The sequence below is a fragment of the Streptomyces sp. NRRL WC-3618 genome (assembly GCF_001280005.1).
In the GTDB taxonomy this organism is placed as follows: domain Bacteria; phylum Actinomycetota; class Actinomycetes; order Streptomycetales; family Streptomycetaceae; genus Streptomyces.
The window spans coordinates 16,689-32,876 of the sequence record NZ_LGDW01000488.1 but is presented as its reverse complement, the minus strand read 5'-3'; the positions used below and the strand labels follow the sequence as shown (position 1 = coordinate 32,876).

Genomic DNA, 16,188 nt, shown 5'->3' with positions numbered 1-16,188 from the left:
GAGATGTACGGGGTGGGTGAACGCCGGGTTGTTTCGCCCCCGCCGCCCTTACCCGTCCCATCTCCGGGGGCTGCGCCCCCAGACCCCCCTTCGCGCTGAACGCGATCGTCCTCAAACGCCGGACGGGCTGAGAGGGCTGGGGCTGGCTCGCAGGGCGAGGGGGCTCTGAGACACTGGGGGCGCCATGAGTGAGACTTCAGCCCTGCCCGCCGGTGCCTCGCGGGCCCGTGTCGAGATTGATCTGGGCGCCCTGCGAGCCAACGTACGGATCCTGCGTGCCCGTGCGCGCGGTGCGGCGCTGATGGCTGTCGTCAAGGCCGACGCGTACGGCCATGGGGCGCTCCCGTGTGCTCGGGCAGCCGTCGAGGCCGGTGCCGAGTGGCTCGGTACCGCCACTCCCGAGGAGGCGCTCGCCCTGCGGCGGCCGGACTCCGGGATTCCCCGCCATGTCCGGATCATGTGCTGGCTCTGGACGCCCGGCGGGCCCTGGCAGGAAGCCGTCGAAGCCGACATCGACGTGTCGGTGGGCGGGATGTGGGCCCTGAAGGAGGTCGTCGAGGCGGCTGCCGCTGCCCGGCGGCCCGCCCGCGTTCAGCTCAAGGCCGACACCGGGCTCGGGCGCGGCGGCTGTCAGCCGGGGGACGACTGGTGCGCGCTCGTCGCCGCCGCGCTGCGCGCCGAGCGTGACGGGCTGATCCGCGTCACCGGGCTCTGGTCCCATCTCGCCTGCGCCGACGAACCCGCTCACCCCTCCAACGACGCTCAGCTCACCCGCTTCCACGACATGCTCGCGTACGCGGAACGGCACGGGCTGCGGCCCGAGGTGCGGCATCTCGCCAACTCGCCCGCCGTGCTCAGCCGTCCGGACACGCACTTCGACCTCGTACGGACAGGGGTGGCCGTCTACGGCATCTCGCCCAGTCCCGAGATCGGCACCTCCGCCGACCTGGGCCTGCGCCCCGTGATGACGCTGGCGGCGTCGCTCGCGCTGGTCAAGCGCGTACCGGGCGGGCACGGTGTGAGTTACGGGCATCACTACGTCACCCCCGGCGACACCACCCTCGGCCTCGTCCCGGTCGGCTACGCGGACGGCATCCCGCGCCACGCCTCCGGCACCGGTCCCGTTCTGATCGGCGGCAAGTGGCGGACCGTGGCCGGACGGGTCGCCATGGACCAGTTCGCTGTGGACCTGGGGGGCGACGAGCCCGAGGCGGGCGCGGAGGTTCTGGTCTTCGGGCCCGGTGACCGCGGCGAGCCCACCGCCGAGGACTGGGCACAGGCGGCCGGGACGATCGCGTATGAGATCGTCACCCGCGTGGGAACCCGAGTGCCCCGCGTCTACGTGAATGAGTAACAAGTGGGGTAATCGCACGAAGGGCCCACGGGGTGCGGCGCGGGACTCACGCGTGGGCCTTTTCGGGCAGGCGGCACGAGTAACCCACGTAGTCCCGGCAAGTCTTTCCACAGGTGTGATTCCAGCGAGGAGCGGTACGTGAGCGAGAGCAGTGCGGAGGCCGTGGCGAGCGCCGCCACCGCGGCCGTGGCCTCCGCGGCGGGGGGCTGGCGCCGGGCGACCGGTGTCGTCGGCGTCGCCATAGGCGTGGTGGCCGCCGGTGCCGCCGCTGGGGTCGCCGTCGAGCGGCTCACCGTGGGGCGGGGTATGCGCCAGAAGGCGCGGCTCGCCCTCGACTCGACGGGACCGTACGGCGCGCTGCGCGGTACCCCGGGCAAGGCGTACGCATCCGACGGCACCGAGCTGTACTACGAGGTCGACGACGTCGACCCGGAGGCCGCGCCCGCCCTCACCCCGCGCCGACGCCGGCTCTTCGGGCGCAAGGCCCCGGCGCCCGTCACCGTCGTCTTCAGCCACGGCTACTGCCTCAGCCAGGACTCCTGGCACTTCCAGCGGGCGGCCCTGCGCGGTGTCGTCCGCAGCGTGTACTGGGACCAGCGCAGCCATGGGCGGTCCGGACGCGGAGTGGCCCAGCACCAGGACGGCGTGGCCGTCTCCATCGACCAGCTCGGGCAGGACCTGAAGGCCGTCCTCGACGCCGCCGTGCCCGAGGGGCCGATAGTGTTCGTCGGGCATTCCATGGGCGGGATGACCATCATGGCCTTCGCCGAACAGTTCCCGGACGTGGTGCGGGAGCGGGTCCTGGGGGTCGCCTTGGTCGGTACGTCGTCGGGGCGGCTCGGCGAGGTCAACTTCGGGCTGCCGGTCGCGGGCGTGAACGCTGTCCGCCGGATACTGCCCGGCGTACTGAAGGCGCTGGGGCAGCAGGCCGAGTGGGTGGAGCGGGGACGGCGGGCCACCGCCGATCTCTTCGCCGGCATCATCAAGCGGTACTCGTTCTCGTCGCGGGACGTCGATCCCGCCGTCGCCCGGTTCGCGGAGCGGATGATCGAGGGCACGCCCATCGATGTCGTCGCCGAGTTCTACCCGGCGTTCACCGAGCACGACAAGACCGAGGCCCTCGGCCACTTCACGGACATGCCCGTGCTGGTGCTGGCCGGGGTCGGTGACCTCGTCACGCCCAGCGAGCACAGCGAGTTCATGGCCGACCTGCTGCCGGACGCCGAACTGGTGCTCGTGCCGGACGCCGGGCACCTGGTGATCCTGGAACACCCGGAGGTGGTCACCGACCGGCTCGCCGACCTGCTCACCCGCGCGGGTGCCGTGCCGGCAGCGGCTACCGTTTCCGGTTATGGAAGCACCAGCGGCAGCGCACAACCCGGCTGAGTCGGGCACGGAACAGTCGGGCGCGGAGCAGTCCGGCACGGTACGGATCGTCGTCGACTCGCCCGACGAGATGCGGGAGCTGGGCCGGCGGCTCGCCAAGCTCCTGCGGGCCGGCGACCTCGTGATGCTCACCGGTGAGCTGGGCGCGGGCAAGACGACGCTGACGCGCGGGCTCGGCGAGGGGCTCGGTGTCCGGGGTGCCGTCACCTCGCCCACCTTCGTGATCGCCCGCGTCCACCCCTCCCTGGTCGACGGCCCGCCGCTCGTCCACGTCGACGCGTACCGGCTGGGCGGCGGTCTCGACGACATGGAGGACCTCGACCTCGACGTCTCGCTGACCGAGTCGGTCATCGTCGTGGAGTGGGGCGAGGGCAAGGTCGAGGAGCTGACCGACGACCGGCTCCATCTCCTCATCCACCGGGCCGTCGGTGACACCACCGACGAGGTACGGCACATCACCCTCACGGGGGTGGGCGAGCGGTGGGCGGCGGTTGACCTGAGTGCCGTGTGAACGTCTGAGTGAAGCCGGCGTGAAGGTCTGCGCGAACATCTGCGTGAATGTTCCGACAATCCGTCGGCAAGATGTTGCGTTGGCGTCCCGTGCGTGGTCACATGGTATGCAGTTCGTGGTTAGGTTTACCTAACCAAGCCCGCCCCCGAACTTCAGGAGGCGCCATGTCGGCTACGGAAGACGCGAACGTGAACGCGAGCGCGAACACACCCGATGCGATCCAGCCGAAGTCGTACGCGGTCCCCGGTGTGTCCATGCGTGATCTGCTGGCGGCGGGCGCCGCCGCCCGCGCCGTCTCGACGCCTCCGCGCCCGCCCCGGGCGACCGTCCGGGAGCAGCCGAGAGCCGCTTAGCGGACCACGACAACCCTCTCGCCGATCATCGCGAACTCCCACATAGCGTCCCCGTCCGGCCGCGTCTCCCGGATGCCGCCCGTGCGTACCTCCGGGTCGGCCTGCGGGGGCGGGCCGTCCACCGCCGCGCTGAAGCCGATGGCCACCCCGTCCACGCCCGTGAACCGCACGACGTGCTCGATCGGGGCGCCGTCCGTCCCCGTGATCGAGTTCGAGCGGGACGTGACCTGATAGCTGCCCGGCACCGGATCGACCGTGCCCGGTGTCACGGTGAACGAGCGGTGCGCCCTGTTGTCCGCGCCGACCAGCCACACCCGGTCGTCCGTCAGGGAGTACACGACCCGCCTGCCCGCGCCGGAGCCCTCCGGCAGGGCGCCCGGACGCCGGACGGCCTCGGGGAGCTTCGAGGCGGACACCGGCGTGGCGGAGGACGGGCCCTCGGTGTCCGGCCGCTTGGGGGCGTTCGCCGAGGCCTGGTAGGCGAGGAAGCCGACCGTGGCCAGAGCCGCCGCGGTGAGCCCGGCCACGAATCCCGAGCTGCTCCTGGTCACCAGCGCCCCACCTCTTCGTCTCGTACGTCCCGTTTTGTGGCGACGGTAGCAGCAGCCGTACCGTCGCCCGGTGCGGCCGTACGGGGGGCTCGGGCGCCGTAGGCTGTTCGCGTGCTCTTGCTCGCTCTGGATACCGCCACCCCGGCCGTCACGGTCGCCCTGCACGACGGGACGGCCGTTGTCGCCGCGTCGAGCCAGGTCGACGCGCGCCGGCACGGGGAACTGCTGCTGCCCGCCGTCGACCGGGTCCTCGCCGAGGCGGGCACGGGCCTCGACGCCGTCACCGGCGTGGTCGTCGGCATCGGCCCCGGCCCGTACACCGGGCTGCGCGTCGGTCTGATGACCGCCGACACCTTCGGACTCGCGCTCGGCGTGCCCGTGCACGGCGTCTGCACGCTGGACGGCCTCGCGTACGCCGCCGACGTCCCGGAGGGCCCCTTCGTCGTGGCGACCGACGCCCGCCGCAAGGAGGTCTACTGGGCGCGCTACAGCGACTCCCGTACGAGAGTGACGGAGCCGTCCGTCGACCGGCCGGCGGACATCGCCGACCAGGTCGCGGGCCTGCCGGCCGTCGGCGCGGGCGCCCTGCTCTACCCGGACACCTTCCCGAGCGCGCACGCGCCCGAGCATGTCTCCGCCTCCGCCCTCGTCTCCCTGGCCGCCGAACGGCTGGCGGCGGGAATCGAACTCCCGGCCCCCCGACCCCTCTACCTGCGCCGTCCCGACGCCCAGGTACCCAAGAACTACAAGGTGGTCACCCCCAAGTGACGACTGCCGTGCTGCGCGAGATGCGCTGGTGGGACATCGAGCCCGTGCTGGAGCTGGAGAAGGACCTCTTCCCGGAGGACGCCTGGTCGAGGGGCATGTTCTGGTCGGACCTCGCCCATGCGCGCGGGCCCCAGGCGACCCGGCGGTACTTCGTCGCCGAGGAGGAGAGCCCCCAGGGCGGCAGGCGGATCATCGGGTACGGGGGGCTCGCCGCCGCCGGGGACGTCGCCGACGTACAGACGATCGCCGTCGCCCGCGAGCACTGGGGTACCGGCCTCGGTGCGGTGCTGCTGACCGAGTTGCTGCGCGCGGCGACCGCGTTCGAGTGCGCCGAGGTGATGCTCGAGTGCCGGGTGGACAACGTGCGCGCGCAGAAGCTGTACGAGAGGTTCGGCTTCGAGCCCATCGGCTTCCGGCGCGGCTACTACCAGCCGGGGAACGTCGACGCCCTGGTGATGCGGCTGCGTGATCCGTCCGGATCGGTGTCGGCGCGGGAAGCCGAAGCCGACGTACAGCAGACCGACGTACAGGAAACCGACGTACAAGGAACCGAGAGCAATGGCTGACTCCAAGGACGTACCGCTCGTCCTCGGCATCGAGACCTCCTGCGACGAGACCGGTGTCGGTGTGGTGCGGGGGACGACGCTTCTCGCGGACGCCATCGCGTCCAGTGTCGACGAGCACGCCCGGTTCGGGGGTGTCGTGCCCGAGGTCGCCTCGCGCGCGCACCTGGAGGCGATGGTGCCGACAATCGAGCGGGCGCTGAAGGAGGCGGGGGTGAGCGCGAGGGACCTCGACGGCATCGCCGTCACCGCCGGTCCCGGGCTCGCGGGCGCCCTGCTGGTCGGGGTCTCGGCGGCGAAGGCGTACGCGTACGCGCTGGGCAAGCCGCTGTACGGCGTGAACCATCTCGCGTCCCACATCTGCGTCGACCAGCTGGAACACGGGCCGCTGCCCGAGCCGACGATGGCCCTGCTGGTCTCCGGAGGCCACTCCTCGCTGCTGCTGTCGTCGGACATCACTTCCGACGTACGGCCCATGGGCGCGACCATCGACGACGCGGCCGGTGAGGCCTTCGACAAGATCGCGCGGGTGCTGAACCTCGGCTTCCCCGGCGGTCCCGTCATCGACCGGTACGCGCGCGAGGGCGATCCGAAGGCCATCGCGTTCCCGCGCGGGCTGACCGGGCCGCGTGACCCGGCGTACGACTTCTCCTTCTCCGGGCTCAAGACGGCCGTGGCCCGCTGGATCGAGGCGAAGCGGGCGGCGGGGGAGGAGGTGCCGGTGCGTGACGTGTCGGCCTCCTTCCAGGAGGCGGTGGTGGACGTGCTGACCCGGAAGGCGGTGCGGGCCTGCAAGGACGAGGGCGTCGACCACCTGATGATCGGCGGCGGCGTGGCCGCCAACTCGCGGCTGCGGGCGCTCGCCCAGGAGCGCTGCGAGGCGGCCGGGATCCGCCTGAGGGTGCCCCGGCCCAAGTTGTGCACGGACAACGGTGCGATGGTGGCCGCGCTGGGCGCCGAGATGGTCGCGCGCAACCGGGCTCCCTCCGACTGGGAGCTGTCGGCGGACTCCTCGCTGCCGGTGACCGACCCGCATGTCCCGGGGCGCGGTCACAGTCATGATCATGTGCACGAGGTCGGCGAGGGGAACCTGTACCCGTGACCGTCGCGTTGATGTGGGAGGCGCGGGCCGTCGAGGGACGCGGGGACGAACTCCTCGCCTGGGCACGGGCGCAGGTGCCGGCGCTGGATGCTGCGCCGGTGCGCCGGGAGACGCTCCGGGGCCCGGAGGATCGGGTCCTCGTCATCACGTGGTGGGACGCGGAGTACGACGCCGATCTGCCCGAACTTCCGGAGCCGGACGCGGGGCTGGCGGCGCGCGCGGTGCACCGGTGGCGTTTTGAGGTGGTGGGCGAGTGATGTCCGGCATCCCGTCGCGGGGCGCTTGACCATCACTTTGCCCTAGTGAGGGTGAAATCCCCGGAGTTCGGACGTCTCCACAACAGACCTACCAGGTTGACATGACTCGTTCACTCGATGTCCACATGTGACGCGTCGGGACGACAGGATTCGGCCATTGACTCTCCCCGCGCAGTGCCTTCGGTGCTGCGGGGGGAGAGTCGTTTCCGATTCTTGAGGGGCGTACGTGGTGTCCACGCAGGTGGGTTCCGGCAGACCGGAGTCCGACAGACCCGTGCCTCGGCGGCTGTACGCCGCCAGGGGGTTCGGTGACCGGGTCTTCCGGATCCAGTTGACGGCCACCGGGGTCGTGGTCCTCGCCATCATGGCGGCGGTCGGGCTGTTCCTGCTGCTGCGGGCGGGGCAGGCGCTGCACGCCCGGGGGTTCGCGTTCCTCACAACTGCCGCCTGGCAGCCGGACGTTCACAACTTCGGCATCGCGGCCGTGCTCACCGGCACCCTGCTGATCGCCCTCGTCGCGGTGACGATCTCCGTACCGCTGGCCGTGGGCACGGCCCTGTTCATCTCCGACGTGGCCCCGCGCGGGCTGCGCCGCACCCTCGTCAGCATGGTCGACCTGATGGCCGCCGTACCGTCGGTGGTCTACGGGCTGTGGGGGCTGTTCTTCCTCCAGCAGCACGTCATCGGGCTGTCACGCTGGCTGTCCGACTGGTTCGGCTGGATACCGCTGTTCACGGTGGACGGTATTCAGCCAGGCGATCCGCTCGCCTCCGCCAGTGTGTACACGGCGTCCACCTTCGTCGCCGGGATCGTCGTCGCGCTCATGGTCGCGCCGATCCAGTGCTCGGTGATGCGCGAGGTCTTCGCCCAGGCCCCGGCCGGTGAGCGGGAGGGCGCCTACGCGCTCGGTGCCACCCGGTGGGGGATGATCCGCGCGGTCGTCCTGCCGTACGGCAAGGGCGGCATCATCGGCGGAACGATGCTGGGGCTCGGCCGGGCGCTCGGCGAGACCATCGCGGTCTACCTGATCATCTCGCCGGTCTTCACCATCCAGCCGCACATCCTGCAGACCGGCTCGAACTCGGTCTCCTCACTGATCGCCCTGCACTACGGAGACTCCTCCGAATTCGGGATGTCGGCGCTGATGGCGGCGGGCCTGGCGCTGTTCCTGCTCACCCTGGCGGTCAACTTCACCGCCTCCTCCGTCGCGGCCCGCTCCCGCTCCGGCGCCCAGAGCGAGGCCTGAGATGACCGTCGTAGACGTAACGAAGACCCCTGACGGGCAGGGCGCGCTCGCCTCGCCCACCGCGTCGCCCGCATCCGTCACAACCGTCGCACCCCTCGCACCCGTCGTGCCGGATCCCGTGGCTGCCCCCGAACAGCCCCGCCGTATCGGTGGTGTCAGCCGGTCCGCCGTGCTGTCCCTGACCGGGGCCGCCGCCTCCGCGCTGTGCGTCACGATCCTGCTGTTCGGTGAACTCGCCCCGTTCTCCGGCATGTTGGGCTTCGTCGTCACCGCCTACCTGGTCTTCCTCGCCGTCTACGCGGTGCTGACCGGGTTCGAGGAGAACGGGCAGGCTGTCCGGGACCGGGTGATGACGGTCGTGCTGTGGACGGCGGCCACGCTGCTGTTCTCCGCCCTCGCCCTCGTCGTCGGCTTCACGGCCTGGCGTGGCAAGGAGGCCCTGCCGCACGGCAACTTCTTCACGCAGGACATGCAGGCGGCGGGCCCGCTCGACCCGTTGACCAACGGCGGCATCGCCCACGCGATGGTCGGCACGCTGATCATGATGGCCATCGCGCTGACGATCAGCGTGCCGCTCGGACTGGCCTGTGCCGTCTACCTCAACCAGATCCCGGGCCGCTTCTCCCGGTTCGTGCGCACCATCGTCGAGGCGATGACCGCGCTGCCGTCGATCGTGGCCGGCCTGATGGTGTACGCCGTCTGGATCCTCGGCCTCGGCATGCCCAAGTCGGGCCTCGCGGCCGGGTTCGCGATCAGCGTGATGATGCTGCCGATCGTGATCCGGGCCTCGGACGTGGTGCTGCGGCTCGTACCGGGCAACCTCACCGAGGCGGCGGAGGCGCTCGGCGCGCCGCGCTGGCGCACGGTGTGGCACGTCGTCCTGCCCACCGCCCGCTCCGGGCTCGCCACCGCCGTCATCCTCGGCACCGCGCGCGGCATCGGCGAGACCTCGCCCGTGCTGCTGACCGCCGGCTTCACGGCGGCGCTCAACGCCGACCCGACCGCCGGGCCGATGGTGTCGCTGCCGCTGGCCGTCTTCAACTTCGTCAAGTCACCGCAGCCGGAGATGATCGCCCGTGGCTTCGGCGCCGCCGCCGTCCTCATGACCATGGTGCTGGCGCTCTTCGTGATCGCCCGGGTGATCGGCGGTCGCGGCCCCGGCCACCAGACGCGCCGCCAGGCCCGCCGTACCGCCCGCGCCTCCCGCCGCGACGTCACCCGCTTCGCCGAACCGCACGCGCCCGCGTCCGTACCCGGGCTGTCGCTGTTCGAGGACACCGCCCCTCAGCCTCACGACACCGCTGCATCCGCCCCCGCTCCCGGAGACAACGACTGATGCGCAGCCACCTCACCACCGCCCTCAGGCGCCTGCGCGCGTCGGCGGCCCTCGCGGCCCTGCTCGGCGTGGTCGCCGCGCTGCTGGCCGGGCCGCTCGCCGCGCCCGCCGCCGCCGAGAGCTACACCCCGGTCGCCGGGGCCGGTTCGACCTGGGCGGAGAACGCCATCGAACAGTGGCGCAAGGCCGTCAACCAGTACGGCATGCGCATCAGCTACGCCGGCAGCGGATCCTCCGACGGCCGCCGCCAGTTCCTCAGCGGCACGGTCGACTTCGCGGTCTCGGACATCCCGTTCCAGACCAACCCGACCGACGGCTCGGCCGCCGAACGCCCGTCCGCCGGCAGTTACGCGTACATGCCGATCGTGGCCGGCGGCACCTCCTTCATGTACCACCTGACGGTCAACGGCAAAAAGGTCACCAACCTCCGTCTCTCCGGAGACGTGGTCACCAAGATCTTCACCGGTGTCGTGAAGTACTGGGACGACCCGGTCGTCAAGGCCGACAACCCGGGGCTCCAGCTGCCCCACCGCGCGGTCGTCCCGGTCGTCCGCTCCGACGGTTCGGGCTCCACCGCCCAGTTCACGATGTGGATGGCCAACCAGCACGCGGCGCTGTGGAAGGCGTACTGCGCCAAGGTCGGCCGCTCGGGCGCCTGCGGGCAGACCTCGTACTACCCGACCGTCCCCGGCATGATCGCCCAGTCCGGCGACCCGGGCGTGGCGGGATACGTCGCCCAGAACTACGGCGAGGGCGCGATCGGGTACGTCAACTACTCGTACGCCATCAACGAGGGCTATCCGGTCGCCAAGGTCCTCAACCACGCGGGCTACTACACCGAGCCGACCCCGAAGAACGTCGCCGTCTCGCTCCTCAAGGCGAAGATCAACACCAACAAGACCTCCGCCGACTACCTCACCCAGAAGCTCGAAGGTGTCTACAACGACACCGACAAGCGCAACTACCCGCTGTCCAGCTACTCGTACATGATCCTGCCGCTCAAGGTGCAGGGCACCTTCACCGAGGACAAGGGCAAGACGCTCGGCGCGTTCTCCTACTACTTCATGTGCCAGGGCCAGCAGCAGGCGCCCCAGCTCGGCTACTCGCCGCTGCCGATCAACCTGGTGCGGGCGGGCTTCGACCAGATCCGCCGGATCCCGGGCGTGAAGACGCAGAACATCAACATCAAGGGCTGCAACAACCCCACCTTCAGCGCCGACGGCCGCAACAGGCTCGCGGAGACGGCCCCTTATCCGGCGGCCTGCGACAAGAAGGGCGCCGCGCCCTGCACCACGGGCAGCGGCGGGGCCAAGCCGGGCGGCGGGGCGGGTGGTTCAGGCGGTTCTGGTGGGTCGGGTGGTGCGGGCGGCTCCGGCGGCTCCGGTGGTACGGCGTCCGGGGGAACGTCCGGCGGTACGGCGTCCGGCGGCACCGCGTCCGGGGGGAGTACCGGCGGCTCGGCGTCCGGCGGCAGCGCGGCCGGGGGCGCCGCGGCGAGCGGGGGCGGCGACAGGAAGCCGGTCGTCGATCCCGACACCGGGCAGGTGCTGTCCGCGTCCGCCGGGGGCGGCGCGACCGGCGCGGGCGGCGGCGCCGTCGTCGGCGGCACGATCGCGCTGGCCCAGCCGGTCGCCGTGGCCGGTCGCAGCGGCTGGACCGGCGCCCAGACCCTGATGGTGCTCGCGGCCCTGCTGATCCTCGGCCTCGTCCTGCTGCCCTCCACCGTCGCCCGGATGCTCGGCGCCCGCGGCAGCAATGGCACCGGCGGCGACACCACGGACGGGAACGCGCGATGACCACGATCACGACCATGACCACGATCACGAGCTCCCGGGCCAACAGCCGAATACGCCGGCTGCTGGTGCGCTTCGTCGCCGGGGCGGCCGTCGGCGCGCTCGCCGGGCTGGCCGTCGCGCAGACCGCCCCGCCCGCGACCGCCGACGCGGCCCACGGCTCCGCCGTCACCGTCTCCGGGCGCGGCGAGTTCAAGGACATGCGGTTCACCGTCAGCCAGACCGAGCACCTCACCAGCCAGGCGGTCACCGTCTCCTGGACCGGCGGCACCCCGACCACCCTCGCGGGCACCCTGTTCAACACCGACTTCGTGCAGATCATGCAGTGCTGGGGTGACGACGACGGCACGGTCGCCGCCAACCCGGGCCCCTCGCGCACCCAGTGCCAATACGGCGCCTCCCCGACCACCGACCGGGGCAGCTGGCCCGGCAACGAGTACGACGACACCCGCAAGGTCTTCTACAGCGCCGACCCCACCAACTACGGCCAGGACAACCGCTACGGCGCCGGCAACGTGTCCGGCCTCGGCGAGGTCCCCTTCAAGTCCGTCGACGGCACGCTGATCACCTCCGGCACCCAGAACAACCCCCTGTTCAACCGCAACACCACCAACGAGGTCGACTTCGCCCGCACCGGCGCCGACGGCACCGGCCGGGAGTTCGTCGAGGTGCAGACCGCCAACGAGGCCCCGCACCTCGGCTGCGGCACCCCCGTACGGCAGAACGGGACTGTGAAGCCCCGCTCCTGCTGGCTGGTCATCGTCCCGCAGGGCCATCTCGACCTGGACGGCAAGCCCTACGCCGACACCAGCCAGGTCAACGCCGGCTCCCCGGTCTCCGCGACCAACTGGAAGAACCGCGTCGCCGTCCGGCTCGGCTTCAACGCGGTCGGCGCCAACTGCGCGCTGGGCTCCGACGAACGCGCCACCTCGGGCAGCGAACTCGTCGCCGACGCCATGAGCAGCTGGCAGACCGCCCTGTGCCCGAGCGGCAAGGTGTACGGCTACACGGAGCTCGGCGAGCCCGACACCCGCTCCCGTCTCATCGCCGACGGCACATCGGGCCTGGCGTTCACCACCCGGGCGCTGGGCGCGGACGCGGGCACGACCGCCCCGGCGGACCCCACCGTGTACGCGCCGACCGCGCTCTCCGGCACCGTCATCGGCTTCACCGTCGAACGCAGACCCAAGGCAGGCGCCTCCGAGGCGGTCCGCAAGCTGGCCGGCACCAAGGTCGAGTCCCTCGACCTGACCCCCCGGCTGGTCGCCAAACTGCTCACCGAGTCCTACCGCAACTCCCCCTGGGGAGCGGTCGTCGGCACCACCGCCGCGAAGGGCTACGGCTGGGCGACGAACAACCCGGCCGGACTGGCCAGCGACCCCGAGTTCATCGCGCTCAACCCGGAGTTCGCCGAACTGTCCGTCCCCGAGACCCCGGCCACCGACACCGACCTGCTCACCGCGCTGGGCCACAGCGACTCGGCGCGCGCGCTCTGGCAGTGGATCGTCTCCGACAAGGAGGCGCGCAACTTCCTCGCGGGCGTCTCCGACGACTGGGGCATGAAGGTCAACCCGTACTTCAGCACCAACACGGACGTGAACCCCACCGGCTTCGCCTTCGACCCGGCCGACCTCGACACCTACCCCAAGAGCGACCCCTGGTGCACGATCCCGCCGGGCACCGGCGCCACCGCACCGCAGTGCATGATCGACTTTCATCCGTACGTGACGGACATGCACGCCGGCGCCCTGCACACCCGGCGCGCCGACAGCCTGTGGAAGGCGACCTGGGACCCGCTGGCGAGCCCGCCCGCGTACAAGAACCCCGGCCCGCAGACGGTCGGGTCCCGGTTCGTGATCACGGTGACCGACGCGGCCTCCGCCGTTCGCTACGGCCTCCAGACCGCGCGGCTGCGTAACGCCGCCGGCACGTTCACCGCACCCACCACCGCGTCCCTCACCGCCGCCGCGGCGAGCGCGTCCGGCGCGAAGGCCCCGGAGATCGTCCCGGCCAAGGCGACCGCGAAGGGCGCGTACCCGCTCGCCCAGCTCGTCTACGCGGCAATGCGCCCGGCGAAGCTCGACCCCGCCGCCCGCAAGGACTACGCGGCTCTGCTGACGTACGCGGCCGGCAAGGGGCAGATCGGCGGCGCCGACCCGGGCCGCCTCCCGGCCGGCTACGCCCCGCTGCCCGCCGGCCTGCGCGCGAGGACCGCCAAGGCGGCCACCGCCCTTGTCCACTACACCGGTCCGTCCGCCCCTCCGGGCGGCGGCTCGTCCTCCGGTGGAACGAGCGGCGGGGTCGGCGGTACGTCCGGCGGTGACACGTCCGGCGGCGGCTCCGGCGGCGCGGACGGTACGGGCGGTGCCGGTGTCTCCGGTGGCACGGGGGCCGGGGGCGCGACCGACGGCGGTACGACCGGCGGCGCCGCGTCCGGTGGCGGGGCGGCGAGCGCGTCGCCGAGCGACCGGCCCTCGTACGGCGGCGGCCAGGCCGTCCGGACCACCGCCCTCGGCACCACCCCCGCCGACCCGGCGAACGCGCTGCGCTACGCCGTCCCGGTGGGCGCCGCGCTCGGTGCCGCGGCCGGTATCGGGGCGCCCTTCGCCGGCGGTGGCCGGCTGCGGCTGCCGCTCCGGGTCCCGCTTCCCGGCGGTCGCACCGTGACCGTCATCCCCGAACTCACCCTGCCCGAGCGGCTGCGCAAGCTGCTGCCACCCGGCCGGGGCTGAGCCCCGGAGCCCCGGCCCCCGGCCGGGCTCCCCACAGACGGCCGCCCGCCCCGAAAGTCAGTCGGGGCGGACGGCCCGTACCACCCTGCCAGATCCGCCCATGCCCGCACCTAGGTCCTGTCGTCACATTCCCGCCTGCCTGGCGGCGATGTGACGACACGCCCTAGTGCGTGAGCCGGGCGGCGCCCTCGCCACAAGACGCATGACGACGCACAACAGGAGAACCTCGATGCGCACAACGCGCCTCACCGCGGCCATGGTCGCCGCCGCAGTGGTGTCCGGCACGCTGGCTCTCGCGAGCCCCGCTTCCGCCGACCCCACCCCCGCCGGAACGTTCCGCAAGCTCGTGGGCGTGGGTTCCGACACCACCCAGGACGTCCTGAACGCCCTCGCCGGTGACACCGTCAACGGCAAGAGCTACGCCGACTCCGCCGTGAAGTCGACGGCCGGCGCGGGCCTCGCCTCGTACGACGCGATCGGCTCCGCCACCATCCAGACCCGCTCGGGCGGTACGACCTTCACCCGGCCCAACGGTTCCGGCCCCGGCCGGACCGCGCTCAGCATGTCGCTGACGGGTGACCTGTTCCCCAACGCGACGGGCGTCTCCGTCAAGGGCCAGGTCGACTTCGCCCGCTCCTCGGGCGTCTCGAGCGTCTCCGGCAACGCGCTCACCTACATCCCGTTCGCCCGGGACGCGGTCGGCGTCGCGGTCCGCGGCTCCGGCCTCGACAGCCTGACGGTCGACCAACTGCACGACGTCTACGCGGCCGGCAGCGACCACAAGATCAACGGCCAGACCGTGCACCCGGTCCTCCCGCAGAGCGGCTCCGGCACCCGCAAGTTCTTCCTCGCGGCGATCGGACTCGGCGAGAACACGGTCGACACGAGCATCACGACCACCCAGGAGAACCAGGCCGACACCGCGCTCACCGCGGACGGCACGCTCGTCCCGTTCTCCGTGGGCAGCTGGATCGCGCAGAACAACGACATCGCCCCCGACCACAGCAAGACCGCGGTCGCCGCCGGCGCGCACCTGGCCGCCGTCAAGCTGCCGAACGACATCGGAGTGACCAGCCCGGTCACCACGGTCAACGGCAAGCTCGCCCCGGTCAACGCCTACTACGAGAACTCCACCTTCGGCCGCGACGTCTACAACGTCGTCCCGAGCCGGGCGATCGACCCGACCAGCATCTTCTTCGACAAGGACGTCTACGACGTCTTCGTCACCAGCGGCGCCCACGAGGCGGCCTTCGCCTCCGAGGCCGCCGAGGCCGTCATCGCCAAGTTCGGCTTCGTGAACGAGTCCTACAACGGCTCGGTCAACCTCACCCGGCACGCCAAGATCGGCGGCCTGGAGATCAGCGGCCTCGAACTCAAGACGCCCGCCCCGCCCGTCCTGAAGACCACCGTCGGCGACGCGAGCGTCAAGCTGGCCTGGACCGCTCCGAACCCCGCCCCGGCCCAGCCCGTCACCGACTACCGCGTGACGCTGAAGGACGCCGAGGGCGCGCTCGTCGCCACCAAGGACGTCCCGGCGACCACCACGTCCTACACCTTCCCGGGCCTGGCCACCGGCACCTACACCGCCGAGGTCGCCGCCGCCAACGTGATCGGCACCGGCGACGCCGCCACCTGGACCGGCGCGGTCAAGTTCGCCAGCACCACGAAGGCGTCCGGCACCACGACCGCGTACGGCATCGTCCCGAAGGTCGCCGTCACCGTGACCGGCACCCACGGCGTCGTCCCCGCCGGCAAGGTCACCGTCAAGGAGGGCGCCACCGTCCTCGGCACCGGCACCCTCAACAGCGCCGGCAAGGTCACCGTCAGCCTGTCGAACCACCTCAAGGTAGCCACGCACACGGTGAGCGTCTCCTACGCGGGCAGCACCAAGCTCAACGCGTCCGCGACGACCGCCACGGTGAAGATCACCAAGGCGAACCCGGCGGTCAGCACCAGCGCCCCGACCTCGGTCAGCCACACCGCCCGCGCCAAGGTCACCGTGAAGGTCACCGCGACCGGCACCACGCCCACCGGCACGGTCCGGGTCTACGAGGGCTCCCGCATCATCGCCACCGGCACGCTGAGCGCCGGCAAGGTCACCGTCACCCTGCCGAAGCTGAGCAGGGGCAGGCACACCCTGCACGCCTTCTACGTCGGCTCCTCGACGGTGGCATCGAAGAACGGCGTGAACTTCGTCGTCGCGTCCAGCTGATCCCCGCCCCACCCCGTCGGGGGA

General features: G+C 71.8%; 14 protein-coding genes. 13 read left to right on the top strand and 1 reads right to left on the bottom strand.

Annotation, left to right across the window (positions count from 1 at the left end):
- Window positions 1-184 precede the first annotated feature (184 nt).
- The 4 genes from alr (at window position 185) to ADL01_RS38905 (ending at window position 3,604) form a co-directional block, all read left to right on the top strand.
- Window positions 185-1,354 (top strand): alanine racemase, encoded by a 1,170-nt coding sequence (alr, locus tag ADL01_RS38920; RefSeq protein ID WP_053746812.1) that lies wholly within the window; start codon window positions 185-187, stop codon window positions 1,352-1,354.
- Window positions 1,355-1,492: 138 nt separating this feature from the next.
- Window positions 1,493-2,740, top strand: a complete 1,248-nt coding sequence (locus tag ADL01_RS38915) for an alpha/beta fold hydrolase (RefSeq protein WP_053746811.1) — start codon at window positions 1,493-1,495, stop codon at window positions 2,738-2,740.
- Complete coding sequence (gene tsaE / locus ADL01_RS38910) at window positions 2,706-3,251, top strand: tRNA (adenosine(37)-N6)-threonylcarbamoyltransferase complex ATPase subunit type 1 TsaE (RefSeq protein WP_053746810.1); 546 nt, start codon at window positions 2,706-2,708, stop codon at window positions 3,249-3,251. The genes ADL01_RS38915 and tsaE overlap by 35 nt, the downstream gene beginning before the upstream one ends.
- 164 nt (window positions 3,252-3,415) lie before the next feature.
- Entirely contained in the window at window positions 3,416-3,604 is a 189-nt protein-coding gene (locus tag ADL01_RS38905; RefSeq protein WP_053746809.1) for a hypothetical protein, read from the top strand.
- Here the strand turns inward: ADL01_RS38905 and ADL01_RS38900 are convergent.
- Window positions 3,601-4,155: a hypothetical protein gene (locus ADL01_RS38900; RefSeq protein WP_078961028.1), complete on the bottom strand. Its 555-nt coding sequence runs from the start codon at window positions 4,153-4,155 to the stop codon at window positions 3,601-3,603. The genes ADL01_RS38905 and ADL01_RS38900 overlap by 4 nt on opposite strands.
- Window positions 4,156-4,266: 111 nt before the next feature.
- Here ADL01_RS38900 and tsaB point away from each other — a divergent pair, with 111 nt between their 5' ends.
- The 9 genes from tsaB (at window position 4,267) to ADL01_RS38855 (ending at window position 16,164) form a co-directional block, all read left to right on the top strand.
- Window positions 4,267-4,923: a tRNA (adenosine(37)-N6)-threonylcarbamoyltransferase complex dimerization subunit type 1 TsaB gene (tsaB, locus tag ADL01_RS38895; protein WP_053746807.1), complete on the top strand. Its 657-nt coding sequence runs from the start codon at window positions 4,267-4,269 to the stop codon at window positions 4,921-4,923.
- A 20-nt stretch (window positions 4,924-4,943) separates the two neighbouring features.
- Complete coding sequence (gene rimI / locus ADL01_RS38890; RefSeq protein ID WP_199835104.1) at window positions 4,944-5,489, top strand: ribosomal protein S18-alanine N-acetyltransferase; 546 nt, start codon at window positions 4,944-4,946, stop codon at window positions 5,487-5,489.
- Window positions 5,482-6,588 (top strand): tRNA (adenosine(37)-N6)-threonylcarbamoyltransferase complex transferase subunit TsaD, encoded by a 1,107-nt coding sequence (gene tsaD, locus ADL01_RS38885; RefSeq protein WP_053746805.1) that lies wholly within the window; start codon window positions 5,482-5,484, stop codon window positions 6,586-6,588. Before rimI ends, tsaD begins: the two co-directional genes overlap by 8 nt.
- Window positions 6,585-6,845, top strand: a complete 261-nt coding sequence (locus tag ADL01_RS38880; RefSeq protein ID WP_053746804.1) for a hypothetical protein — start codon at window positions 6,585-6,587, stop codon at window positions 6,843-6,845. The genes tsaD and ADL01_RS38880 overlap by 4 nt, the downstream gene beginning before the upstream one ends.
- A 226-nt stretch (window positions 6,846-7,071) precedes the next feature.
- Window positions 7,072-8,091 carry a phosphate ABC transporter permease subunit PstC gene (pstC, locus tag ADL01_RS38875; protein ID WP_053746803.1) on the top strand — a complete coding sequence of 340 codons (1,020 nt, stop codon included), beginning with the start codon at window positions 7,072-7,074 and terminating at the stop codon, window positions 8,089-8,091.
- Between the two features lies 1 nt (window position 8,092).
- Window positions 8,093-9,427: a phosphate ABC transporter permease PstA gene (gene pstA / locus ADL01_RS38870; RefSeq protein WP_063783636.1), complete on the top strand. Its 1,335-nt coding sequence runs from the start codon at window positions 8,093-8,095 to the stop codon at window positions 9,425-9,427.
- Window positions 9,427-11,223: a substrate-binding domain-containing protein gene (locus ADL01_RS47355; RefSeq protein WP_053746802.1), complete on the top strand. Its 1,797-nt coding sequence runs from the start codon at window positions 9,427-9,429 to the stop codon at window positions 11,221-11,223. Before pstA ends, ADL01_RS47355 begins: the two co-directional genes overlap by 1 nt.
- 14 nt (window positions 11,224-11,237) lie before the next feature.
- Window positions 11,238-13,952, top strand: a complete 2,715-nt coding sequence (locus ADL01_RS38860; RefSeq protein WP_159049748.1) for a hypothetical protein — start codon at window positions 11,238-11,240, stop codon at window positions 13,950-13,952.
- Between the two features lie 229 nt (window positions 13,953-14,181).
- The gene (locus ADL01_RS38855; protein WP_053746800.1) at window positions 14,182-16,164 is read left to right on the top strand and encodes an Ig-like domain repeat protein; all 1,983 of its coding nucleotides are present in this window, start codon (window positions 14,182-14,184) and stop codon (window positions 16,162-16,164) included.
- Window positions 16,165-16,188: the final 24 nt, after the last annotated feature.

What these genes read in the sequence shown, in the direction of transcription:
- alr (WP_053746812.1), top strand. Translation starts at nt 185, where the DNA reads ATGAGTGAGACTTCAGCCCTGCCCGCCGGTGCCTCGCGGGCCCGTGTC.
- tsaE (WP_053746810.1), top strand. Translation starts at nt 2,706, where the DNA reads ATGGAAGCACCAGCGGCAGCGCACAACCCGGCTGAGTCGGGCACGGAA.
- ADL01_RS38905 (WP_053746809.1), top strand. Translation starts at nt 3,416, where the DNA reads ATGTCGGCTACGGAAGACGCGAACGTGAACGCGAGCGCGAACACACCC.
- rimI (WP_199835104.1), top strand. Translation starts at nt 4,944, where the DNA reads ATGCGCTGGTGGGACATCGAGCCCGTGCTGGAGCTGGAGAAGGACCTC.
- tsaD (WP_053746805.1), top strand. Translation starts at nt 5,482, where the DNA reads ATGGCTGACTCCAAGGACGTACCGCTCGTCCTCGGCATCGAGACCTCC.
- pstA (WP_063783636.1), top strand. Translation starts at nt 8,093, where the DNA reads ATGACCGTCGTAGACGTAACGAAGACCCCTGACGGGCAGGGCGCGCTC.
- ADL01_RS47355 (WP_053746802.1), top strand. Translation starts at nt 9,427, where the DNA reads ATGCGCAGCCACCTCACCACCGCCCTCAGGCGCCTGCGCGCGTCGGCG.
- ADL01_RS38860 (WP_159049748.1), top strand. Translation starts at nt 11,238, where the DNA reads ATGACCACGATCACGAGCTCCCGGGCCAACAGCCGAATACGCCGGCTG.
- ADL01_RS38855 (WP_053746800.1), top strand. Translation starts at nt 14,182, where the DNA reads ATGCGCACAACGCGCCTCACCGCGGCCATGGTCGCCGCCGCAGTGGTG.